The organism is Microbacterium sp. TS-1 (assembly GCF_000509385.1).
Taxonomy (GTDB): Bacteria; Actinomycetota; Actinomycetes; order Actinomycetales; family Microbacteriaceae; genus Microbacterium; species Microbacterium arborescens.
In genome coordinates, this window is the sequence record NZ_BASQ01000001.1 from 1,079,973 (window position 1) to 1,101,800 (window position 21,828).

A 21,828-nucleotide genomic window follows, 5' to 3' on the forward strand; every position below is an offset into this window, starting at 1 on the left:
CGCCGGCGGCGTGAGGAAGGAGCGACGGATGAGATTCCGGCCGCTGCGCACAGCAACCGCCTCCCAGCCGACGACGCCGGCCGAGACGCCGCCCGAGACCATGCGAGCGGTCGTGTTCGACGAACCCGGTGCACCCGAGGTTCTCCGTGTGACCGATGTTCCCGTGCCCTCGCCCGCCCTGAGCGAGGTGCTCGTGCGAGTGGTGGCCGCCGGTGTGAACCCCATCGACGCCAAGACGCGGCTGGGACGCGGGGTCGCCGGGCTCATCGATCGCTGGCCGAGCACGCTCGGCTTCGACTTCAGCGGCGTCGTGGTCGCGAGCCCGTTCGAGACCCACGACCTGCAGCCGGGCACCGAGGTCTTCGGCATGGTGCCGTTCCCGCGGTCGGGCGGCAGCTACGCCGAGTACGTCGTCGTGCCGTCGCTGTCCGTCGCCCGGAAGCCCGCGAGCCTGTCGCACGTCGAAGCTGCGGGGGTTCCCCTCGCCGCGCTCACCGCGTGGGGGCTGGTCGTCGAGACCGCTCACGCGCACGAGGGGCAGCGGATGCTGATCCACGCCGGGTCGGGAGGCGTCGGCCACTTCGCCGTGCAGCTGGCCGCCTACTTCGGTGCGCAGGTGACCGCCACCGGCTCGGAGCGGAACCTCCCCTGGCTGCGCGAGCTCGGCGCCTCGGTCGCGATCGACTACGCCACGACGCGCTTCGAAGACGTCGTCGGCGAGATGGACGTCGTCATCGACCTCGTGGGCAACGTGCACGACGACACCGGCTCCCGCTCGCTCGGGGTCCTGCGTCCGGGCGGTCTGTATGTGATGGTTCCGACCGGCGGGTGGCCGGGGTACGGCGAAGCCGCCGCTGCCGCGGGCGTTCGGGCGACCGGATACAAGGTCATCCCCGACGGCAGCGTGCTGGCGACCCTCGGGCGGCTGCTCGACTCCGGCGCCATCCAGGTCTTCGTCGACAGCGTGCACGACCTCTCCGATGTCGCAGCCGCCCACGTCGAGGTCGAGCGGGGTCACTCCCGCGGCAAGGTCGTCCTCACGGTCGCCGAGACCTGAGCCCCGCCCTGCCGGGCCGGGCCCGGTGAGATTTCACCGACCACGCACCCGCGCACCCACCACGTACCGTCATAGCGACACTCTCGCGACGAGCGTGCACTCTCGGCGAACCGAGCTCGAGTCAGACGACGGGTTCGAGCACGCGCCGGGCCTCCGCGACGAGCTCGTCGGCGACGGCGTCGAGGAGCGGGGAGGCGAGGTTCCACTGCTGCCAGTACAGCGGCACGACGATGTCCTCTCCCCCGAGCCGGACCAGCTCGCCCCGTGCCACGTGGGCGCGCGACTGCAGCGTCGGCAGGAGCGCCCACCCGAGGCCGAGCAGCACGGCGGTCGCGAAGTCCTGCGAGGCCGGCACGCGGTGCCGCGGCGGCGCGGCGGAGTCCGCACCCGCACTGCGCAGCCACCGGGTCTGCAGCTCGTCGCGGCGGTCGAAGTCCACGACGGGCGCTGCCGCGAGGCCAGCGCGATCGGGTCCTGCACCTGCACCCTCGGCGAACCATCGACCCGCGAAGGCGGGCGTCGCGACCGCCTCGTACCGCAGCGCGCCGAGCGCCGACACCCGGCATCCCGCCACCGGTGCCCGACGCGAGGTGACGGCGCCCATGACCGTTCCACTCTCGAGGAGACCCGCGGTGAAGTCCTGGTCGTCGCGATGCAGGTCGAACACGACATCCCGAGCGGACGCGACCCGGGCCAGCGGCGGCAGGAACCACGTCGCGAGCGAGTCGGCGTTGACCGCGAGCGGAACGCTCGTCACCTCGTCGTCGATCCCATCGAAGGCATCGCGCTCGAGGAGGGCGAGCTGGCGGGCGTAGCGCACGAAGCGGTGCGCCGCCTCGGTCGCGCGCGCCGGTTTCGACCTCACGAGCAGCACCTGTCCGGCGATGCGCTCGAGCGCGCGGATCCGCTGGCTCACCGCGGACGGCGTGATGTGCAGCCGGCGCGCGGCGGCGTCCAGGCTCCCCTCGTCGAGGATCACCGCGAGCGTCTCGACCAGATCGACGGGCACACGCATCTTCAGCTGCGCTTCACCAAGTGAAGTTCCATGAACTGGACTGTAGCGTCCGCCGACCCTAGCGTCGACTCGTGCTCTCCGCTTCCTTCTCGGGCCTCGGCCTCGGCCTGTCGCTCATCGTCGCCATCGGCGCGCAGAACCTGTTCGTGCTGCGGCAAGGCATCCGGCGGGAACACGTCCTGCTCGTCGCAACCATCTGCGCCGTATCCGACGCCGTGCTGATCGTCGCGGGGGTGACCGGCCTCGGCCTGCTGGTGGAAGGCATGCCGTGGCTCGTACCCGTCGTCCGGTGGGCCGGTGCGGCGTTCCTTCTCGCCTACGGCCTCCTGGCTGCCCGCCGCGCCTGGCGTCCGAGCGGACAAGCCCTCGACGCGCACGCGGCGACCGAACGGCCGGCGCCGGCACGCCGCACCACCGTCGTGCTCACGTGCCTCGCGCTGACCTGGCTGAACCCGCACGTCTACCTCGACACCGTCTTCCTGCTCGGGAGCATCGCCGCCACCCACGGCGACGACCGGGTCTGGTTCGCCGTCGGGGCGGTGGCGGCGAGCGTGCTCTGGTTCTTCGCGCTCGCCTTCGGCGCGCGGCTTCTCGGCCGGGTGCTCGCGACCCCGCGGGCGTGGCGGGTGCTCGACGGTTTCGTCGCCGTCGTCATGATCCTCCTCGCCGTGAGCCTCGTCTGGCCGTGAGGCAGGATGAGGGGATGCGAAGCGTTCACGTGATCGTCGAAGGCCGCGTTCAGGGCGTCGGGTACCGCTACAGCCTGCTGCTGGAAGCCGACCGGCGCGCAGTGGCGGGCTGGGTGCGCAACCGGACCGACGGTTCGGTCGAGGCCGTCCTGGAGGGCACGGATGATGCTGTCGACGCGGTCCTCGCCTGGATGGCGGAGGGACCTCCCGGAGCGCGGGTCGACGCGGCCCGTGTGACCGACGCGCAGCGCGTCGGCTCGACGGGCTTCGAGGTGCGCGACACCCACTGACCGCAGCCGCGCCGCCGCGTTGCCGCGGTGCCGGCCGTACGTCAGCAGTCCGGCAGCCCGGCCGCGAGCTCGCGCAGCACCTCCGCCGCGTCATCCCGGCGGGCGAGACCCGCCGCCTGCCCCGCCCACAGCGATGACAGCTCAGGATCTCCGCCGGCTGCTGCACGGAAGACTCCCGTCAGCCAGTTCTGCGCAGGGAAGGGAGCGATCACCCCGCTCGCCTCGATGTGGCGCAGGGCGCGATTCGGGATGCCTCGCGCGAGGCGCCCGCTCATCGCACGCGTGAGCACCGTCGAGGTGTCGTCGGCACCGGCGATCGCGGCGCGATGGCCGTCGGATGCGGCCGACTGCCGCGTCCGCAGGAACGCGGTCCCCACCTGCACCCCCGCGGCCCCGAGGGCGAGCGCTGCAGCGACGCCCCGCCGATCGGCGACGCCGCCCGCGGCGACCACCGGCACGGAGACGGCATCCGCGACCTGGGGCGTGAGAGCGAAGGTCCCCACGAGGGAATCCTCCGGGGCCGCGAGGAACGACACGCGGTGGCCCGCGGCCTCGGCGCCGCTCGCGACGATGACGTCGACACCGCCGGCCTCGAGCGCACGCGCCTCGGCGACGGTCGTGGCGGTGCCCATCACGCGGATGCCGAGCCGATGCGCATCGGCGACGACGCTCGGTGCCGGCACCCCGAAGACCACGCTGAGCACCGCCGGTCGCGCCTCCCAGACGGCTGCGAGTTGTTCCTCGAGCGGCGGCAGGAAGCGTTCTGGCAGCTCGGGGACGGCCGCGCCCGCGGCGGTGTAGAGCGGTCGCAGCGCGTCGCGCGAGGGCGCGGCGTCCACGCGGTCCGGGGTGACCTCGTCGCCGAGCGGCAGCCAGAGGTTGAGTGCGAAGGGGCGAGCCGTGCGCTCTCGTATCGACGCGACGGTCTCGCGGATCCGCGTGCCGTCGTAACCGTAGAGGCCGAACGATCCGAGCCCGCCGCCCTCGCTCACCGTGGCGGTCAGCTCCGCCGACGACAGGCCCCCGAAGGGGCCGAGCACGATGGGCAGGTCGATTCCGAGCAGATCGGTGAGGGAACGCCGCATGAGCCGACGCTAGCGCGTTGCGCGCGAGGCCGGAACGACGAACGGGGCCTCACCTGAAGGCGAGACCCCGTTCGTGCGAAGCGCGATCAGACGAGCGCGTTGACGTCCAGCGGGATGCCGGGGCCGAACGTGGTCGACACGGCGCCCTTCTGGATGTAGCGGCCCTTGGCGCTCGAGGGCTTCAGGCGGACGATCTCCTCGACCGCCGCGTTGAAGTTCTCTTCGAGCTGCTCGGCCGAGAACGACGCCTTGCCGACGACGAAGTGCACGTTGGCGTGCTTGTCGACACGGAACTCGATCTTTCCGCCCTTGATCTCCTCGACGGCCTTGGCCGGGTTGGGGGTCACGGTGCCGGTCTTGGGGTTGGGCATGAGGCCACGGGGACCGAGGACCTTACCCAGACGTCCGACCTGACCCATGAGCTCGGGCGTCGAGACGGCCGAGTCGAAAGCGGTCCAGCCGCCCGCGACCTTCTCGATGAGCTCGGCGCCGCCGACCTCGTCGGCACCCGCGGCGATGGCGGCCTCGGCGGCCGGGCCCGTCGCGAACACGATGACGCGAGCGGTCTTACCCGTGCCGTGGGGCAGGATGACCGTGCCGCGGACCATCTGGTCCGCCTTGCGCGGGTCGACAGCGAGCTTCAGCGCGACCTCGACGGTCGAGTCGAACTTCTTCGAACCGGTGTCCTTCGCGAGAGCGACGGCCTCGGAGGAGCTGTAGAACTTGTCGCGATCGATCTTCGCCGCGGCTGCTTCGTAAACCTTGGACTTAGCCATTGTGTTCTCCCCCTCAGCTCTCGACCGTGATGCCCATGGAACGGGCGGTGCCGGCGATGATCAGCGAGGCGGCCTCGATGTCGTTGGCGTTCAGGTCGGGCATCTTGGCCTCAGCGATCTCACGGACCTGGTCCTTCGTGAGCTTCGCGACCTTGGTCGTGTGAGGCGTGGCCGAGCCCTTGGCGACTCCGGCGGCCTTCTTGATGAGCTCCGCGGCGGGCGGGGTCTTCAGGATGAAGGTGAAGCTGCGGTCCTCGTAGACGGTGATCTCCACGGGGATGACGTTGCCGCGCTGCGACTCGGTCGCGGCGTTGTACGCCTTGCAGAACTCCATGATGTTGACGCCATGCTGACCGAGCGCGGGGCCGATCGGCGGCGCCGGGTTGGCTGCTCCGGCGTTGATCTGGAGCTTGATCAGGCCGGTCACCTTCTTCTTCGGTGCCATTCGTTTTCCTTTCGTCGAGCGGATGCCGGCGGCATCCCTCTCCCGCACGCCCGGCATCTCCGAGCGGCGGTTGTGTCGCGCGGGCGCGCAGGCGCCCGCAAACTCCCCAAGCTTACCGCATCCTCAGCAGGGCGGACGTCGGCGATCCTGGCCACGAGACGACGAAGCGCCCCGGCCACCGTGCGGCGGAGGGGCGCTCGTCGACGCGGGGTTGCGCTACTGCTTGGTGACCTGGTCGAACGAGAGCTCGACGGGCGTCTCGCGCTCGAAGAGCGACACGAGTACCGTGAGCTTGCCGCTCTCGGGCTTGATCTCGCTGATCGAGCCGGGAAGGCCGGCGAACGAGCCCTCCTTGATCGTGATGGTCTCGCCGATCTCGAAGTCGACCTCGGTGACGACGCTGCGCGTGGGGGCGGCGACGCCCTTCGCGGCGCCGGCCTTGGCGGGGGCCGCCTCCTTGACCTCGACGAGCGACTTCAGCATGTTGAACGCCTCGTCGAAGCGCAGCGGCGTGGGGTTGTGGGCATTGCCCACGAAGCCCGTGACACCGGGGGTGTGGCGGACGACCGACCAGGTGTCTTCGGTGAGCTCCATGCGGACGAGCACGTAGCCGGGGATCCGGACGCGCGTGACCATCTTGCGCTGACCGTTCTTGATCTCGACGACGTCCTCCATCGGGACCTCGACCTGGTAGATGTCCTCTTCGACCTCGAGCGTCGACTTGCGCTGCTCGATGTTGGCCTTCACCTTGCGCTCGAAGCCGGCGTAGGAGTGGATGACGTACCACTTGCCCGGCAGCATGCGCAGCTCGGTGCGGAACGCCTCGTACGGGTCTTCGTCGTCGCCGACGGAGATCTCGATGCCGGCGGCGGCCTCGAACTCCGAGAGGTAGTCGACGGCTTCCTCGGAGACCTCGACGTCGGGCTCGGGACCGTCGTAGGGCTCGACCTCGTCGGCGGCCTCAGCGGCCTGCTCGGCGATCTCCTCCTCGAGGGAGTCGGTCAGCACCTCCGCAGCAGCCTCGGCCTCGGCGGTCTCGTCGATTTCGAGCGCGTCGTTGACGACAGCGTCGGCCTCGGGGTCGTCGATCTCCACACCGTCGAGGTCGGTGTCGTCCTGCTCGGCCTCATCGTCCACGACGTGGACGGCGGTGTGCTCGGCTGCGTCGGAGGCACGCTCCTGACCGGCCAGCACGTTGCCCTCCTGGGCTTCGTCGTCCTCGCTGGACTGCTCGGCGGCCGTAGCCCAATCGACGTCGTCGGGGATGCGTTCTGACACTGCGTTCTCTTCCATCGGTTGTCGGGATGCCTGCGCGGCAGGCATTCGCGGGTCGTGCGGGCTGGGCCCGTCGATCAGCCCGGGACGCCGAAGACGACGGTGGTGATCCAGACGAACAGGACGTCGAGGCCGTAGACGAGCGCCATCATGACGACGACGAATCCGAGGACCACTGCCGTGAACTTCACGAGCTCCTGGCGGGTCGGGGTGACGACCTTGCGGAGTTCGGCGAACACCTGGCGGATGAAGATGATGATCCGCGCGAAGATGTTCGGCCTCTTCTCGCGGGGCGCGCCACCTGCGGCGACGACTTCGCCACCCTCTTGGACCATCGAACCCACCTGATACCTTCCGTGTGCCGGCTGACGCCGACGCGCAGGGCGGACAGGAATCGAACCTGCAACCTGCGGTTTTGGAGACCGCTGCTCTGCCAATTGAGCTACCGCCCTAGAGATCCTTCGGACCCCGGGGTCTACGCCCGCATTCCTCCACGGCCGTCGAGTCTTCGACGCTTGGGCATGGCGAAAGAATGCAGATTTCGACTGCTCCTCTCAGTGTACGTCATGACTGCCGGGGTCGCGAACGTCGGCGCGGATTCGGCACGGACTCCTCCCCTGGAGAGATACGGAGCCCGTTGCGCTCAGGCGAAACTGCATTCGACGTGAATGTCGTAACCCGCTGCCATCATGGGAACATGAAATCGAACGGCGACCATGGGCTCGGAGGCGAGGGCGCCTCGGGTGGGTCGCCGCACGCCGACGCGTTCTCGGTGTTCGCGGAGGCGCTCGATCTGGCTCATGCGTCTGATGTGGCGCGGGTTCGGGCGTTGGCGGAGCTGGGGTGGTCGGCGTTGCGTGAGGCGCGTCGTGACGGCGTGCGAGGCATGGCGTCGGACATGGAGCTGCGGTCGGTCGCGGCCGAAGCCGCCGGGATGGCGCGACTGACGGACCGGCGGTTGCAGGGTGAGATCGACCACGCGATGACGGTCATCGACGACTATCCCGGGGTGTTCGACGCATGGGTCCAGCGGCGGATTGAACGCGGACACGTGGATGTGGTCGTGCGGGTCGGTGCGGGGGTGCCGGACGAGGTGCGCGACTTGTTCGCGGAAGCGGCGATCGCGGTGTGCGAGCGGGATGTGCCGTCCCGGGTGCGGGCTGCGCTGGACGCGTTGGCGGCCCAGCTTCACCCGCAGACGTTCACGGAGCGGCACAAGACGGCGGCGGCGGAACGATGCGTGCGCGTGTTCCACGGGTCCGATGGGATGTCGAACCTCGTCGCCAACATCCCGACGGTCATCGCCGCAGGGATGCTCGACCGGCTCAGGCAGATGGGACAGTCCGTCAAGGACGCCCGGGTTGAGGGCGCTGACGGTGCGGATGCCGCCGGGGCTGTCGGAGTGCACGCTGACGCGGTTGCCAGCCCGGCGGGAACGGATGCCGCACCGGACGTCCGGACGATGGACCAGCTGCGGGCCGACATCCTCGGCGACCTCGTCCTCGGAGGAGCACCCGTGGTCGACCCGACCTACGGCACCGACCGCGCCGGTGCGCTCGGCGCGATCCGAGCCCGGGTGCAGGTCGCCGTCGCGGCGGAGACGCTGATGGGCAAGGACGAGAACCCCGCCGAGGCGGTGGGCGCCGGGCTGATCGACGCCGCCACGGTCCGGCAGCTCGCCGGGCAGGTCAGCGAATGGGACCGGCTCTTCATCGACCCCGTCACCCGCACCCCGGTCGAGATCGACACGTACCGGCCCACCGCATCGATGAAGAAACTCCTCATGGCGCGGGATCAGCACTGCCGGTTCCCGGGATGCCGACGAGCCGCCATCCGATGCGAGATCGACCACACGGTTGACCATGCCCTCGGCGGGCACACGCACATCTTCAACCTCGCCCACCTCTACCAAAGACACCACTCGATGAAGCAATTCACGAAATGGGAAGTCCGGCAGCTCGGAGGCGGGGTTCTCGAATGGACCTCACCCCTCGGCAGGACCTACCGCGAAGACGTACCCATACCCTCTGTCTGCTTCACTATCGACACAGCCGACCCGCCGCGCTCCCGCGCCGGAGCAGGCAAGCCACCCGGCGGGCCACCGCCGTTCTGAACCCCGGGGGTCGCGACTCCGCGCCCGTACCCCTCCTCCCGTCGGGGTGGCCCGTCAGCCGACGCCGGATATGACGCGCGATTCTGGACGCGAGTCAGAAATGGCCCCTTACCGGGAACTGTTACGCTCGGCTGTCGCGCCGAGGACGCCATCGGTGACGCTCACCCGAAACGAAATCAGGCGGATGAATACCGGACGATCACAGCAGTTCCAGGTCGACCTTCGCGGCATCGTCGACCTCCTGAGTCGACACATCTATTCGGGTCCTCGCGTGTTCCTTCGAGAGCTGATGCAGAATGCCTGCGACGCGATCACCGCTCGCGCCGAGTTCGACGCGAGCACATCCCCGGCAGGGATGCCGCGCGAGTCGAGCGGCATCCGCATCACTCCCCTCAGCGACCGAAGCGACGAGTTCATCGTCCGCGACGACGGCATCGGACTCACCGCCTCAGAGGTGACCGACCTGCTCGCGACCGTCGGGCGCAGCTCGAAGCGCGACATCTTCGACCTCCCCAGGAGCGACTTCCTGGGGCAGTTCGGCATCGGGCTGCTGTCGTGCTTCATGGTGGCCGAGACGATCGTCATCCGATCGCGGAGCGCGCGCGGCGGTGCCGCCGTCGAATGGCAGGGCAACGCCGACGGCACATTCACGGTGCGGACGATTCCCGATGATCTCCCGGTCGGCACGAGCGTGCACCTGCGGCCGCGCCCAGGACAGCGCGATCTCCTCAGCACCCCCGCGACGGTCGAGCTGGCCGAGACTTTCGGGGAGTTCCTCCCCATCCCGGTGCGCGTCGACCTTCCCGGCGGCGGCGAGCAACTGACCACCCGCACGCCTCCCTTCCGTGCCGCCACGACCGGCATCGACGAGGCGGCCCGCTGGGCCTACGGGCGCGACCTGCTCGGCCAGGACCCGTTCGACGCGATCCCGTTGCACGTCCCGGGAACCGACACCGTCGGAACCGCATACGTCCTCCCCTACGCTCCCCCGCCCGGCGCCCGACAGGCCACCCGCGTCTACCTCGGACGGATGTTGCTGAGCGAGAACGCCGACGACATCCTGCCCGACTGGGCCTTCTTCGTCCGGGCCGTGATCGATTCCACGGCGCTCAGCCCGACCGCGAGCCGCGAGGCGCTGGTCGAGGACGATGCCCTCGAGCACACACGTCAGGAACTCGGAGCCGCGATCCGGCGCTGGGTGCTCGACCTCGGGCTGACCGAACCGCAGCGTCTCGCGCAGTTCGTCGCGGTTCACGAAGTCGCGCTCAAGTCGCTCGTGCGTCATGACGACGAGCTCGCCGCCTTCATCGTGCGTTGGCTGAGCGTCGAGACCACGCACGGGCGAATGCGGGTCGGCGACCTGATCGGCCGCTTCCCGCACCTTCGATACGTCGAGACGGTCGACGAGTACCGCCAGATCGCCGGCATCGCCGACCCCCGGCAGCCGCTCGTCAACGGCGGATATCTGTTCGACGCCGAACTGGTGCGCCTGCTCCCGCTCGTCTTCGACGGCGTCACCGTCGAGCACGTCGACCTCGCCGACGAGCTCGACCGGCTCGATCCGCCTCCACTCGACGACCGCGCCCGCGTCCTCGCACTCGAGGAGCGCGCGACCTCCGCCCTCTCGGCTGTCGGATGCAGGGTCGCGGTGCGCTCGCTCGACGCCGCCGAGATCCCCGCGGTCTACCTCGCGGGCGCCGAAGCGCTGCGGGCGATCGACCGCGGCCGAGCCCGATCGGTCGGCAGCCCGCTGTGGGGAAGCGTCATGGACCGCATCGACGCGACAGCCGAGAGGCTGCGCCCGGCCTCCTCCGAGGTGCCGTCCGGGAGTGTCCGTCTCTGCCTGAACTGGCAGAACTCGGTCGTGCGTTCGCTCCTGGACATCCCCGACGACCTCGCCTTCGCGCGCACGGTCCACCTCCTCTACGTTCAGGCGCTCCTCGCCGCCCAGCGCCCCCTCAGCGGCGACGACCGCGCGCTCATGATGGGCGCGCTCCATGCGCTCGTCGAACTCTCCGCGCGCCCGGCGTCCTGACCGCATCCCGCGCCTCGGCCCCACGAAAGGACAGAATGAGCAGCGACCGTATCCTCGAACTGTTCGAGCAGATCGACCGCACCCCGGTCGGCGTCGAAGAACGAGCCCTCATCAACGAGGCCATCGCCCTCGCCGTCGATGCAGGCGACGAGCCCCTGGAGTACCGGGCGCGGATGCGACTGACCTCGTCCGCCTGCATGAGCGGCGACACCGAGGCGATGCTGACCTCCTTCGCATGGTGCCTCGGAAAGCACGACGATGACCCCGAACGCTTCCCCGCCGACCTCGGCGACGAGACCGCCGACCTCATGTGGCAGTTCAAGTGGATGGCCGACAGCCTGGCCGCGTCCCCGGCGTTCGACCGGGAACAGATCGCCGCCGTGCTCGACGACATGGAGAACCACTACCGCGCTGCCGGGCTCGGTCAGAGCGGCGTCCTCATGGCGCGCTTCGAGAACGCGTGGATGGCCGGCCGCCTCGAGGAGGCCGAGCAGCTGCGCACCAAGCTCGAGACGACACCCCGCGACAGCCACAGCCACTGCGAGGCATGCGTCCGCAGCGTCGTCGCCGGCTACCTCATCGACACCGACCGCGAAGACGAGGCGATCCGCCTCGTCGAAGAGCTCGTCGAGGGCGACTTCTCATGCGGCGAAGAGCCGGAGCACGCGCTCGCCCGGTCGCTCGTTCCGTACCTGCACGCGGGCGAGTACGACAAGGCCCGCCTCGCTCACCTGCGCAGCTATCGCCTCGCGAAGGACAACGCCGACAACCTCGCCATCGTGGCCGACAACATCGTCTTCTGCGCCATCACCGGCAACGAAGCACGGGCACTCTCGCTCGTCGAACGCCACCTCGACTGGCTCGCGCACGACGCGCTCGGCGTCGACGGCCACCTCTCCGCCCTCACCGCCTTCGCGATCGCTCTCGAAGCCGTCAGCGCCGCGGGACACGCCGACACCATCGTTCGCGGCGCCGACTCCGAGCGGCTCCGCGCCTTCTTCGGCGAGAACGACGGCCCGTGGCGCGCCGCCGAGCTCGCGGCGGTGATGCGTTCGGAGGCCGAGCGGATCGCCGGCGAGTTCGATCGCCGCGACGGCACCGACGGTCACCGCCGCCGTCTCGACCGGGCCTGGGCCGTCGGGCAGGAGCGCTACTCGCTCCCCCTCAGCGCCGAGCCCCTGCTCCCCCGCGTCGCCCCCGTGGCCGCGCGCTCGGCCGAAGAGCTCGTTCAGCGAGCCATCGACCTCGGCGATTACGGCGCCTCGGAAGCACTGGCTGCGGCGGATGCGGCGCTCCCCGGCGCGACCCTCGACCAGCGCGCCAAGCTCCACTCGGCGCGCATCGCCGCCCTTGTCGCGCGCGACGACCTCGAAGGCGCCCAGGCCGCTCTGCACGACCGTCTCGACGCCCTCCGCGCCGTCGGTCGCGACGCGGAGGCCCAGGTCGAAGAGCGCGCCGGCCTCGCCCTGTTCGGACGCGGCGCCCCCGGCGACCTCGAGACGCTTCGCGAGGTCCTCGCCGACGGCGAGAGCCTGCCGCCCCGTCTGCACGCGATCGTCGAGGTCGTGGTGGGCATGGCCGTCGCCGAGACCGACCCCGAGACAGCCCGCGGCCTCTTCGACGACGCCCGCGACCGCGAGGCCGCGCTGGGCGACGACGACCTGCGTCGCATCGTCGCGCTCGCACGTGCATCGTTCCAGGGCGCCATCGGTGCATTCGACGAGTGCGACGCGACGATCACCGCCGCGCTCGAGGACCCCGCGCTCGGCGCCGGCGCCCGGGCCCGGCTGCTCGGCCTGCGGGCTCGCATGCGCGGCGGCCAGGAGAGGTTCCTCGACGGTGTGGCCGACGCCGACGAGCTCTGCCGCATCCTCGTCGAGCTCGACGCGCGCAGCGTCCTCGCCGGAGCGTACGTGCTCGCGGCCGCGCTCAACGAGGACGCCGGTGCGCCCGGCGAGGCGGTCGCCCGTTACCGGTTCGCCGAGCGCGCCGCGACCGAGAACGGCGACTCCGTGACCGCGGTGCAGTACCGCCTCGCACGGGCGCTGCTCGCATCCGGCTCCGCCGACGAGGCCGCCGAGCTGCTCGTGAACGTCTACTCCGACGAGACCGACCGCGAGGAGCCCGCGGCGTCGCGCGCCCAGACGCTCATGCTGCTGGCCCGCGCCTTCGAAGACGCCGGCGAACCCGGCCGTGCGGTCGGCGCATGGGAGTTCGCCGCCGAACTGTTCGACGAAGGAGAGGCGCCGGTGGGTCGCGCCAACGCTCTCCTGTCGCACGGGCGTCTGCTGCACCGGTTCGGAGAGTTCGACGACGCCCTCGCCTCGCTCGAGACGGCGGTCGAGATCGCACGCACCGAGCCCGAACAGGCCGGGCTGCTCGCCGAAGCGCGGCACTCGGAGGGTCAGGTCCGCGCCGCGCGAGGCGAGCAGGAGGCGCTGACGGCCCTCGACGAGGCCCGCGAGATCGCGTCCGGTCTCGGCGCCCCGTGGCTCGTCGCCGACATCACCGACTCGCGAGCCCGAGCGCTGGCCATGCTCGGGCAGGCGGACGAGGCGGTTGCCACGGCGCTCCAGGCTGCCGACGCGTTCGCGGAGGTCGGCGACACCGGTTCTGCCGGCGCGTCCGAGCTCTTCGCCGCGCGCGTCCTCGCCCAGAACGAGCGCGGCGCCGATGCGGTCCCGCTCTACCGGTCGGTCATGGAGCGTGCCGCCGAGATCCCGCCGCTGCTCCAGGTGGCCGCCGGTGAGCTCGGCGACGTCTACGAAGCGCTCGGCCGCCCCGCCGAAGCTGCCGAGGTGCGCGCGCTCCTCGACGCCTGAGCCCGATCGACACGAAGGGCGCGCCGATCCACTCGGCGCGCCCTTCGTGGTTATCGCGGGCTCCGCGACGGGTCAGGCGCCCGTGCGGATCAGCTTCTTGTTCACGAACTCGTCGGCGGCGAGGAGCCCGAGCTCGCGAGACGTGCCGCTGCGCTTGACCCCGCCGAACGGCAGCCCGGCCTCGTCCGCGAGCACGAGGTTGATGTAGACCATGCCCGCGTCGATCGCATCGGCCACACGCTCAGCCTGCTCGGCATCCGTCGTGAACACGTAGGAACCGAGCCCGAACGGGGTGTCGTTGGCGAGCTCGATCGCCTCGGCCTCATTCGCCACCCGGTAGACGACGCCGACGGGACCGAAGAACTCCTCGCGGTAGGCATCCATCTCCGGCGTCACGCCGGTGAGCACCGTGCCCGGGTAGAAGGCGCCGTCGCGGCGTCCCCCGGTCACGAGGGTCGCCCCCTGCGCCACGGCTCGGTCTACCTGCTCCGCCAGCCGCTCCGCCGCCGTGAGCGACGACAGCGGCCCGAGCACCGTGTCGTCGGCGAACGGGTCGCCGACCTTCGCGTCGGCCAGCGCCGCCGCGAACCTCTCGACGAAGGCGTCGTAGAGCCCGTCGACCACGATGAACCGCTTCGCACCGTTGCACGACTGTCCCACGTTGTCCAGACGCGCCTCGACGGCCGCCGACACCGCCGCATCCAGATCGTCAGTCGAGAGCAGGATGAAGGGGTCTGACCCACCGAGCTCGAGCGCGACCTTCTTCAGGTTGCGACCGGCGATCTCGGCGACCGCCGATCCCGCGCGCTCCGACCCGGTCACCGAGACGCCCTGCACGCGGCGGTCGGCGATCACATCGGCGGCCTGCTCGTTGCTCAGGTACAGGTTCGTGTAGACCCCCGCCGGGAACCCCGCGTCGCGATAGATCGCGTCGATCGCGGCGGCGGACTCGGGGCACTGGGGCGCGTGCTTGAGCAGGATGGTGTTCCCGACCGCGATGTTCGGCGCCGCGAAGCGGGCCACCTGATAGTACGGGAAGTTCCACGGCATGATCCCGAGCAGCACGCCGAGCGGGCTACGACGGATGACCGCGGCACCCTCCCCCTCGATCGGGATCGGGGTGTCGCCGGTGATCTCGTCGATGTGGTCGGCGTAGTACGCGGTGATGTCGGCGGCGAAATCGACCTCGCCCTCCGCCGCGGCGAGCGGCTTGCCCATCTCGCGCACGATGATCGCGGCCAGCTCGTCTCGGCGCTCACGGTGCAGCTCGGCCACGCGGCGAAGCCGGTCGGCCCGCTCGGCCGGCGCGACGACGCGCGACCAGGTGCGGTACGCCTCGTCCGCGGCGGCCAGGGCCCGCTCGACGTCCTCGTCGGTCGCGGGGTCGTACGTCGCCAGCGTCTCGCCGGTGGCGGGGTTGGTCACGGCATACGTGCTCATCGGTTCTCCTTCGTCTCGTCAGTCGGCGGGGATCAGGGTGTACTTCGTCGAGAGGTACTCGTGGATGCCCTCGAGTCCGCCCTCGCGCCCGATTCCCGACTGCTTCACACCGCCGAACGGGGCCGCCGCGTTCGAGACGACCCCGACGTTCAGGCCCATCATGCCGGTCTCGAGGCGATCGATCATCCGGTGGCCGCGCGCGAGATCCTGCGTGAACACGTACGAGACCAGTCCGTACTCGGTGTCGTTGGCCAGGCGCACGGCCTCGTCCTCATCCGCGAAGGTCGCGATCGCCAGGACAGGTCCGAAGATCTCCTCGCGCAGGATGTCGCTGCCCGCGGCGACCTCGGTCACGACCGTGGGCTCGAAGAACGTCCCCTCCCCGTCGATCGCGGAACCGCCGGTGCGCACCGTGGCACCCCGTGCGACGGCGTCCTCGACGAGCGCGCCGGTCTTCGCGACCGCCTTCTCGTCGATGAGCGGCCCGATCTGCACACCGTCCTCGGTTCCGCGACCGATCTTCATCGCCGAGACGCGCTCGGTGAGCCGGTCGGCGAACTCGTCGGCGATCGACTCGTGCACGATGAAGCGGTTGGCCGCGGTGCAGGCCTGCCCGATGTTTCGGAACTTCGCGAGCATCGCGCCCTCCACCGCCTTGTCGAGGTCGGCGTCGTCGAACACGACGAACGGCGCGTTGCCGCCGAGCTCCATCGAGACCCGCAGCACGCCCTCCGCCGCCTGCTCGATGAGCTTGCGGCCGACCGGGGTCGAGCCGGTGAACGAGAGCTTCCGCAGCCGGGGGTCGGCGATGATGGGCGCGGCGACCTCGCTCGAGCGCGTCGCGTTGACGACGTTCACGACGCCCGCCGGGAGGCCCGCCTCCTGCAGGATCTGGACGAACAGCGTCGTGGTGAGTGGCGTGAGCGCCGCGGGCTTGACCACGACGGTGCACCCGGCCGCCAGCGCCGGGGCGATCTTGCGCGTCGCCATCGCGAGCGGGAAGTTCCACGGCGTGATGAAGAACGAGGGGCCGACGGGACGCTGCGAGACGACCATGCGGCCGGTGCCCTCGGGGTTGAGGCCGTATCGGCCCGAGATGCGCACGGCCTCTTCGCTGAACCACCGCAGGAACTCACCGCCGTAGACGACCTCGCCGCGCGCCTCGGCGAGCGGCTTGCCCATCTCGAGCGTCATCAGCAGCGCCAGGTCCTCCTTGCGCTCCTGCACGAGGTCGAACGCGCGGCGCAGGATGTCGCTGCGCACTCGGGGCGCGGTGGCGGCCCACTCCTCCTGCGCGGCGACAGCGGCGTCGAGGGCGCGGATGCCGTCTGCCGGCGAGGCGTCGGCGATCTCGATGAGCGTGCGACCGGTCGAGGGGTCGGTGACCGGGAAGGTCGCGCCGCCCTCGGCATCCACCCACTCGCCACCGATGAAGAGGCCGCGTTCGATTCCCGCCAGCAGTCGTGTCTCGTTCTCGTGCGTCATCGCGCCACTCCTCTCGCGCGCCGGCTCGCCGGCGCATCCTTGGTCAAAGTCTCGCCCCGGAAGAACGCGGGGCGCTTCACGGCCTGCCACACCATCACGACGACGCCGACGAGGATGACTCCCACGCCGAGGATGAACACCAGGCCGATGCCGCCGATCTGCGACCCGCTGCCGTACGCGGGATCCATCGTGTCGATGAGCGTCGTCACGAACAGCACCGCCAGGATGACGCCGCCCACGAGCGGGAAGAGGAACGTGAAGAAGACGTTCCGCACCGAGTCGAACCACTGGCGCCGGAAGTACCAGACGCAGGCGAACGCCGTCAGGCCGTAGTAGAAGCAGATCATCATGCCGAGCGCGAGGATGGTGTCCCACAGCACGTTCTCGCTGACGATGCGCATGACGACGTAGAAGCCCGACGCGACGATCGCCGAGACGATCGTGGCGTAGCCGGGCGTGAAGAACCGCGGGCTCACCTTCGCGAAACTCTCGGGGAGGGCACCGTAGTGGCCCATCGCGAGCAGTGTGCGCGCCGGCCCGACGAAGGTCGACTGCAGTGACGACGCCGAGCTGGTGAGCACGGCGAGCGAGACGAGGAACGCGAGCGGGCCGAGGATCGGTCCCGAGAGATGGAAGAAGACGTTCTCCTGGATGTCTTCGTTGCCGAGTCCGAGCTCGCCCGTGCCGACGCCGGCGAACATGATCATCGCGATCGCGAGCAGCAGGTAGAGCGCGACGATCATGACGACCGTGATGGTCGCGGCGCGGCCCGGTGTGCGCTCGGGGTCCTTGGTCTCCTCGTTCATCGTCAGGGTGACGTCCCAGCCCCAGAAGATGAAGATCGACAGCGACAGCCCGGCGGCGAAGGCGCTGAACGTCGGCACGGCGAACGGGTTGAACCACGACCAGTCGAACGCCGTGGCGTCGAAGGCGTTGCCCGAGACCGCCTCGACGATCGCCGCGATGGCGAACAGTACGAGGACGACCACTTGGAAGGCGACGAGCCCGTACTGCAGCTTCTGAGTCGTCTGCATGTCGCGGTAAGAGATGAAGGTCGCCGCGGCGACGAACAGGACGCAGACGAGGACGTTGATCCAGACCACCGAGGCGAGGCCGGCGATCGACTCCTGCCCGGTGAGCTGGGCGATCAACAGGAAGAGGAAGTCGACGGCGACACCCGCGAGGTTCGAGAGCACGAGGATGGTCGCAGCGACCAGCCCCCAACCGGCCATCCACCCGATCCACGGGCCGAAGGCGCGCGTCGCCCACGTGAAGCTGGTGCCGGAGTCGGGCATGCGGTTGTTGAGCTCGCGATACCCGAACGCGACGAGCAGCATCGGGATGAAGCCGACGAGCACGATCGCCGGCACCTGGGTGCCCACGACGGATGCCGTCGGCCCGACCGCCGCGGTGAAGGTGTAGGCCGGGGCGATGCAGGAGATGCCGATGACGACCGCTCCGATGAGGCCGACGGTCCCGGCGCTCAGCCCCTTCCGGGAGATGCCGCCGGTGACGGGGTCGCCCGCGGGCACCCCCGCCTGTTCTGCTCGGGTCATGCGCTCGCTCCTTCGCGGTCGCTGCGGGTGCGGGGCACCACGATCATGGGGGCGGTCACGACGCGCAGCATCCGCGCCGCCGTGGAGCCGAGGAAGAGCCGTCGCGGCTGGGCGAGACGGCTGGAGCCGACGATGACGACCTCACCGGCTTCCCACTCGAGGTGCGACACGGCGTCCTCGATGCCGTCGCCGGCCGCGACCACGGCGGTCACCTCGGCGTCGGACGGAAGCGCCGAACGGACCTCGTCGAGCACCTCCTGCGCGTGGTTCTGACCGACCGTGCGGATGGCGCCGGTGTCGAGGCCCGCGGGCAGGTCGAGGGCGACGAGCGAGAGCAGCCGCACCGGCGCCGCGGTCGCCGCGGCGAGCCGGATGGTCGCCTCGACGAGGAGTTCCGTGCCCTCGCGCTCGCCCACGGCGGCGGTCAGCCGCGTGATGCCGGTCTCGACCGGAACCCGCCGCGCGCCGCGCGGAACCAGGGCGACCGGCACGTCGGACGAGTGCACGAGCTCGGTCGTCGTCGTGCCGAGCCGGTGCCGGCCCCGGTTGCCGCCGTCGGCCGCCCCGACGACGATGAGCGAGGCCCCCAGCTCGTCGGCGGTGTCGATGAGCCCCGCCGCGACCGACTCGCCGTAGCGGACGTGGGCGCGGTGCGACACACCCTCGGGAACCTCCGCGGCGCCCTCCCGCAGCCAGCCGGCGGCCTGCTCGCGCAGCAGCCGCTCATAGCCGGCATCGGGCGGCACGATGCCCGGCTTCTGGGCGGGGAGCACGAGCACGAGGTGGAGCGCGGCCCCGGATGCCGCCCCGAGGCGACTCGCGAAGGCCACGGCATCCCGCCCCGCCTTGGTCGCGGTGTATCCGACGACGATGCGGCCGGCGGACGCCGACCGACTCATGCGCGGTCCGCTTCGAGGATCTCGTCGGCGACGCGGTGGCCCATGCGGATCGCGCCGTCGACGTGCTGGTAGCCGAGTCCGGCGAGGTCGCTGCACGCGACGTGCAGGGGCGCGACGAGCTCGAGCTGCTCAGCGCCGTAACGGGTCAGGCCGCCCAGGTCGAAGCTCGCGGCGTACGCGCCTCGCGTCCACTCCTCGCTGCCCCAGTCGCTCTCGTAGTAGACGATCGGGTTCTTCGCCTCGGGTCCGTAGTAGTGCGACAGCGACTCGAGGATGCGCTCGCGCCGCTCATCCGCCGACAGGCGGAAGAGGTCGTCGGCGTTCTGGTCGGAGACGAACCCGACGAGCGTGCCCCGCTCGTCGCCGTGGTTGGTGTTGTCGTACGCCTCGTGCGACAGCTCGTACGGGCTGAAAGCGGTGCCCGACAGCCCCTGCTCGCGCCAGAACGGCCGGTCGTAGACGGCGTGCACCTTGATGACGAAGCCCATCGAGAAGTGCTGGTGCATCTGGTGCTTCAGACGCGGCAGCGGCGGCGAGAACGAGATGCGGTTGTAGAGCACCGGTGCCAGGGCGAGCACGACGTGACGCGCCCGCACCGTGATGTCGTCGGTGCGGACGACCGCGCCCGCGTCGGAGTACTCGATCGAGCGCACCGGCTGAGCGAGCAGGACGTCCTCGCCCAGTCGCTCCGCGAGGCGCAGCGGCACCTGCTGCAGACCTCCGACGACGCGCTTGTCGAGGATGAAGTCCGCGTCGACCAGATGCGAGTACGACCCCGCCGACGCCGCCATGAGCAGCGACTGCAGCAGCGAGAAGGTGTGCGTCGGCTTGGTGAGCATCGCCGATCCCGTGGCGAACGCGAGGTTGCGCACCGCCTCGTCGTCGTCGGTCTGCTGTCGCAGCCAGGCGTCCCACGAGATGCGGTCCCACTCGGCCGCCTTCTCGTGCGCCCACGGCCGGTCGGGGTCGATCTCGGCGACCATCGCGTCCAGCCGCGCGGTGATCTCGTCGATGACCCGTTCGGTCTCCGGCGCCACCGGGAACATCTCGCCGCGGAAGCGTCGCGCCTGCCCGTCCGGACCGACGTACACGCTGTCGCCGTCGCGGTACCGCGTGTACGTCTCGAGTCCGAGGTCGGCGAGCGTGTCGATCAGCGCGTGCTGGTCGGGCGAGACCCACTGGCCGCCGAGCTCGAGCATGGCGCCGTCGATCTCATCGGTCCACAGACGTCCGCCGACGCGGTCGCGCGCCTCGAGCACGACGACCGACAGCCCGGCCTTCCTCAGGTCGTTCGCGGCGGTCAGTCCGGCCGCGCCGGCTCCGACGATCGCGACGTCGCGGGTGATCTCAGTCATTTCCGACTCCTTCGTTGGCAGAACCCGTGACCGGGGCGACACTCTCCCGGTCGAGCCGACGGGCGCGCAGGTTGCGGCGCACGAGCGGCCAGAACACCAGTAGTACACCGGTGGCGATGAGACTCGTCCACACCTGCGAACGCCCCGACTCGGTCGTGAGCATGACCACCACGACGGCGGCGATCGCGACGATGAGGAAGATGTTGAGCCACGGGTGCAGCCACATCTTCAGCTTGAGCGCGGCCACCTCCTCGGGCGTCATCCGCTGACGCAGACGCAGCTGGGTGAGGGCGATGAAGACGTACACGAAGAGCGCGACGAGGCCGGCCGAGTTCATGATGAAGTCGAAGATGCCCGACCCCGGCGTGAGGAAGTTCACGAGCGTCGCGATGAGCCCGCCGATCGTCGAGGCCAGCAGCGCCATCACCGGAACACCGTTGCGCGAGCGCTGCGCGACGATCTTCGGGGCGAAGCCCTTGTCGGCGAGCGCCGAGAACATCCGCGAGGCCGAGTACAGCCCCGAGTTGAGCACCGAGATGACCGCCGTGAAGATCACGAGCTGCATGATGACGTCGGCGCCAGGGATGCCGAAGCGCGACAGCGCGACGGTGAACGGCGCGTTCGCGACATCCGTCGGTGCCGGCAGCTCGTCCCAGGGCACGACGGTGACGATCACGAGCACCGAACCGACGAAAAACAGCAGGATGCGCCAGATGATGGTGCTCGTCGCCTGTCGGATGCCCTTGGCGGGATCGACGGATTCGGCCGACGCCATGACGGCGATCTCGGTGCCGAAGTAGGAGAAGATCACGAGGGCCACCCCGGTGAAGGCGACGCCGATGCCGTTGGGGGCGAACCCGCCGTGCTCCCACAGGTTGGGGACGGCGAAGGTCGCCTGCGGCCACAGCCCGAGGGCGAAGAGGATGCCGGCGCCCAGGAACACCACGATCGCGAGCACCTTGATGCTGGCGAGCCAGAACTCCACCTCGCCGAACGTGCGGACCGAGATGACGTTCGTCCCGACGAAGACCGCCAGGAGGATCAGCGACCAGCCCCACGAGGGGACGCCGGGGAACCAGGTGTGCATCGTCTCGCCGCCGAGCACCGCCTCGTAGGCGAGCACGCCGACCCAGAAGTACCAGTAGAGCCAGCCGACGAGATAGGCCGCCCAGTCGCCGAGTCCGACGCGGGCGTACTCCATGAACGAGCCGATCGCCGGACGCGACGCCGCCATCTCGCCGAGCATGCGCATCGCGAGGAAGACCAGCAGACCGCCCAGCAGGTAGGACAGGACCGCGGCCGGCCCGACCGTGCGGATGACGTTGCCCGACCCCACGAACAGGCTCGCGCCGATGATGCCGCCGAGCGTGATCATCGTGACGTGGCGCGACCGCAGCTTGTTCGAGCGCGCTTTCGTCACCGCCCCGAGCCCCGCGGACGTCTCGGGCGAGACCGGGTTCTTCCAGCCGCTGGAGCTCGGGGCCGCCACGC

The 21,828-nt window shown here is 70.3% G+C and carries 18 protein-coding genes and 1 tRNA gene; 6 read left to right on the plus strand and 13 right to left on the minus strand.

Going from position 1 to position 21,828, the window contains the following annotated elements:
* Positions 1 to 28 precede the first annotated feature (28 nt).
* Entirely contained in the window at positions 29 to 1,057 is a 1,029-nt protein-coding gene (locus MTS1_RS05125) for an NADP-dependent oxidoreductase (protein ID WP_023952038.1), read from the plus strand.
* A gap of 121 nt (positions 1,058 to 1,178) precedes the next feature.
* On the opposite strand, the gene MTS1_RS05130 is transcribed toward MTS1_RS05125, so the two are convergent.
* The gene (locus tag MTS1_RS05130; protein ID WP_023952040.1) at positions 1,179 to 2,072 is read right to left on the minus strand and encodes a LysR family transcriptional regulator ArgP; all 894 of its coding nucleotides are present in this window, start codon (positions 2,070 to 2,072) and stop codon (positions 1,179 to 1,181) included.
* Between the two features lie 71 nt (positions 2,073 to 2,143).
* Between MTS1_RS05130 and MTS1_RS05135 the strand changes: the two genes are divergently transcribed.
* Together MTS1_RS05135 and MTS1_RS05140 are read left to right on the plus strand one after the other, a co-directional pair.
* Positions 2,144 to 2,761 (plus strand): LysE/ArgO family amino acid transporter, encoded by a 618-nt coding sequence (locus MTS1_RS05135; RefSeq protein ID WP_023952042.1) that lies wholly within the window; start codon positions 2,144 to 2,146, stop codon positions 2,759 to 2,761.
* A 14-nt stretch (positions 2,762 to 2,775) separates the two neighbouring features.
* A complete protein-coding gene (locus tag MTS1_RS05140; RefSeq protein WP_023952044.1) occupies positions 2,776 to 3,051 on the plus strand; it encodes an acylphosphatase in 276 nt (91 codons plus the stop codon).
* A 41-nt stretch (positions 3,052 to 3,092) separates the two neighbouring features.
* On the opposite strand, the gene MTS1_RS05145 is transcribed toward MTS1_RS05140, so the two are convergent.
* From MTS1_RS05145 to MTS1_RS05170, 6 genes are all read right to left on the minus strand, one after another.
* Positions 3,093 to 4,136, minus strand: coding sequence for a nitronate monooxygenase family protein (locus MTS1_RS05145; protein ID WP_023952046.1), 1,044 nt, complete (start codon positions 4,134 to 4,136; stop codon positions 3,093 to 3,095).
* An 86-nt stretch (positions 4,137 to 4,222) separates the two neighbouring features.
* Positions 4,223 to 4,912 carry a 50S ribosomal protein L1 gene (gene rplA, locus MTS1_RS05150; RefSeq protein WP_023952048.1) on the minus strand — a complete coding sequence of 230 codons (690 nt, stop codon included), beginning with the start codon at positions 4,910 to 4,912 and terminating at the stop codon, positions 4,223 to 4,225.
* A 13-nt stretch (positions 4,913 to 4,925) separates the two neighbouring features.
* The gene (rplK, locus tag MTS1_RS05155; RefSeq protein WP_023952050.1) at positions 4,926 to 5,357 is read right to left on the minus strand and encodes a 50S ribosomal protein L11; all 432 of its coding nucleotides are present in this window, start codon (positions 5,355 to 5,357) and stop codon (positions 4,926 to 4,928) included.
* Between the two features lie 216 nt (positions 5,358 to 5,573).
* Positions 5,574 to 6,635, minus strand: coding sequence for a transcription termination/antitermination protein NusG (nusG, locus tag MTS1_RS05160; protein WP_023952052.1), 1,062 nt, complete (start codon positions 6,633 to 6,635; stop codon positions 5,574 to 5,576).
* A gap of 74 nt (positions 6,636 to 6,709) precedes the next feature.
* Entirely contained in the window at positions 6,710 to 6,967 is a 258-nt protein-coding gene (gene secE / locus MTS1_RS05165) for a preprotein translocase subunit SecE (RefSeq protein WP_023952054.1), read from the minus strand.
* Positions 6,968 to 7,011: 44 nt separating this feature from the next.
* A tRNA-Trp gene (locus tag MTS1_RS05170) sits at positions 7,012 to 7,084 on the minus strand.
* Between the two features lie 245 nt (positions 7,085 to 7,329).
* Between MTS1_RS05170 and MTS1_RS16400 the strand changes: the two genes are divergently transcribed.
* The 3 genes from MTS1_RS16400 (at position 7,330) to MTS1_RS05185 (ending at position 13,602) form a co-directional block, all read left to right on the plus strand.
* Positions 7,330 to 8,745: an HNH endonuclease signature motif containing protein gene (locus MTS1_RS16400; protein ID WP_023952056.1), complete on the plus strand. Its 1,416-nt coding sequence runs from the start codon at positions 7,330 to 7,332 to the stop codon at positions 8,743 to 8,745.
* A gap of 184 nt (positions 8,746 to 8,929) precedes the next feature.
* Positions 8,930 to 10,780: an HSP90 family protein gene (locus MTS1_RS05180; protein ID WP_023952058.1), complete on the plus strand. Its 1,851-nt coding sequence runs from the start codon at positions 8,930 to 8,932 to the stop codon at positions 10,778 to 10,780.
* A 35-nt stretch (positions 10,781 to 10,815) separates the two neighbouring features.
* Complete coding sequence (locus MTS1_RS05185) at positions 10,816 to 13,602, plus strand: hypothetical protein (protein ID WP_023952060.1); 2,787 nt, start codon at positions 10,816 to 10,818, stop codon at positions 13,600 to 13,602.
* A 72-nt stretch (positions 13,603 to 13,674) separates the two neighbouring features.
* On the opposite strand, the gene MTS1_RS05190 is transcribed toward MTS1_RS05185, so the two are convergent.
* From MTS1_RS05190 to MTS1_RS05215, 6 genes are read right to left on the minus strand one after another with little or no spacing between them, the layout of a single operon-like run.
* Complete coding sequence (locus MTS1_RS05190) at positions 13,675 to 15,042, minus strand: NAD-dependent succinate-semialdehyde dehydrogenase (RefSeq protein WP_023952062.1); 1,368 nt, start codon at positions 15,040 to 15,042, stop codon at positions 13,675 to 13,677.
* A gap of 18 nt (positions 15,043 to 15,060) precedes the next feature.
* Positions 15,061 to 16,527: an NAD-dependent succinate-semialdehyde dehydrogenase gene (locus MTS1_RS05195; RefSeq protein ID WP_023952064.1), complete on the minus strand. Its 1,467-nt coding sequence runs from the start codon at positions 16,525 to 16,527 to the stop codon at positions 15,061 to 15,063.
* Positions 16,524 to 18,083 (minus strand): APC family permease, encoded by a 1,560-nt coding sequence (locus tag MTS1_RS05200; protein ID WP_023952066.1) that lies wholly within the window; start codon positions 18,081 to 18,083, stop codon positions 16,524 to 16,526. Before MTS1_RS05200 ends, MTS1_RS05195 begins: the two co-directional genes overlap by 4 nt.
* Positions 18,080 to 18,982: a universal stress protein gene (locus MTS1_RS05205; protein WP_023952067.1), complete on the minus strand. Its 903-nt coding sequence runs from the start codon at positions 18,980 to 18,982 to the stop codon at positions 18,080 to 18,082. Before MTS1_RS05205 ends, MTS1_RS05200 begins: the two co-directional genes overlap by 4 nt.
* Positions 18,979 to 20,337: an NAD(P)/FAD-dependent oxidoreductase gene (locus MTS1_RS05210; protein WP_023952068.1), complete on the minus strand. Its 1,359-nt coding sequence runs from the start codon at positions 20,335 to 20,337 to the stop codon at positions 18,979 to 18,981. Before MTS1_RS05210 ends, MTS1_RS05205 begins: the two co-directional genes overlap by 4 nt.
* Entirely contained in the window at positions 20,330 to 21,826 is a 1,497-nt protein-coding gene (locus MTS1_RS05215) for an amino acid permease (protein ID WP_023952069.1), read from the minus strand. Before MTS1_RS05215 ends, MTS1_RS05210 begins: the two co-directional genes overlap by 8 nt.
* Positions 21,827 to 21,828: the final 2 nt, after the last annotated feature.

Excerpts from the sequence above, each read along its gene's own strand:
- MTS1_RS05125 (WP_023952038.1), top strand. The coding sequence starts at position 29 with ATGAGATTCCGGCCGCTGCGCACAGCAACCGCCTCCCAGCCGACGACG.
- MTS1_RS05185 (WP_023952060.1), top strand. The coding sequence starts at position 10,816 with ATGAGCAGCGACCGTATCCTCGAACTGTTCGAGCAGATCGACCGCACC.
- MTS1_RS05180 (WP_023952058.1), top strand. The coding sequence starts at position 8,930 with ATGAATACCGGACGATCACAGCAGTTCCAGGTCGACCTTCGCGGCATC.
- MTS1_RS05200 (WP_023952066.1), bottom strand. The coding sequence starts at position 18,083 with ATGACCCGAGCAGAACAGGCGGGGGTGCCCGCGGGCGACCCCGTCACC.
- MTS1_RS05210 (WP_023952068.1), bottom strand. The coding sequence starts at position 20,337 with ATGACTGAGATCACCCGCGACGTCGCGATCGTCGGAGCCGGCGCGGCC.
- MTS1_RS05130 (WP_023952040.1), bottom strand. The coding sequence starts at position 2,072 with ATGCGTGTGCCCGTCGATCTGGTCGAGACGCTCGCGGTGATCCTCGAC.
- MTS1_RS05190 (WP_023952062.1), bottom strand. The coding sequence starts at position 15,042 with ATGAGCACGTATGCCGTGACCAACCCCGCCACCGGCGAGACGCTGGCG.
- MTS1_RS05205 (WP_023952067.1), bottom strand. The coding sequence starts at position 18,982 with ATGAGTCGGTCGGCGTCCGCCGGCCGCATCGTCGTCGGATACACCGCG.
- MTS1_RS05195 (WP_023952064.1), bottom strand. The coding sequence starts at position 16,527 with ATGACGCACGAGAACGAGACACGACTGCTGGCGGGAATCGAACGCGGC.
- rplA (WP_023952048.1), bottom strand. The coding sequence starts at position 4,912 with ATGGCTAAGTCCAAGGTTTACGAAGCAGCCGCGGCGAAGATCGATCGC.
- rplK (WP_023952050.1), bottom strand. The coding sequence starts at position 5,357 with ATGGCACCGAAGAAGAAGGTGACCGGCCTGATCAAGCTCCAGATCAAC.
- secE (WP_023952054.1), bottom strand. The coding sequence starts at position 6,967 with ATGGTCCAAGAGGGTGGCGAAGTCGTCGCCGCAGGTGGCGCGCCCCGC.
- MTS1_RS05140 (WP_023952044.1), top strand. The coding sequence starts at position 2,776 with ATGCGAAGCGTTCACGTGATCGTCGAAGGCCGCGTTCAGGGCGTCGGG.
- MTS1_RS16400 (WP_023952056.1), top strand. The coding sequence starts at position 7,330 with ATGAAATCGAACGGCGACCATGGGCTCGGAGGCGAGGGCGCCTCGGGT.
- MTS1_RS05145 (WP_023952046.1), bottom strand. The coding sequence starts at position 4,136 with ATGCGGCGTTCCCTCACCGATCTGCTCGGAATCGACCTGCCCATCGTG.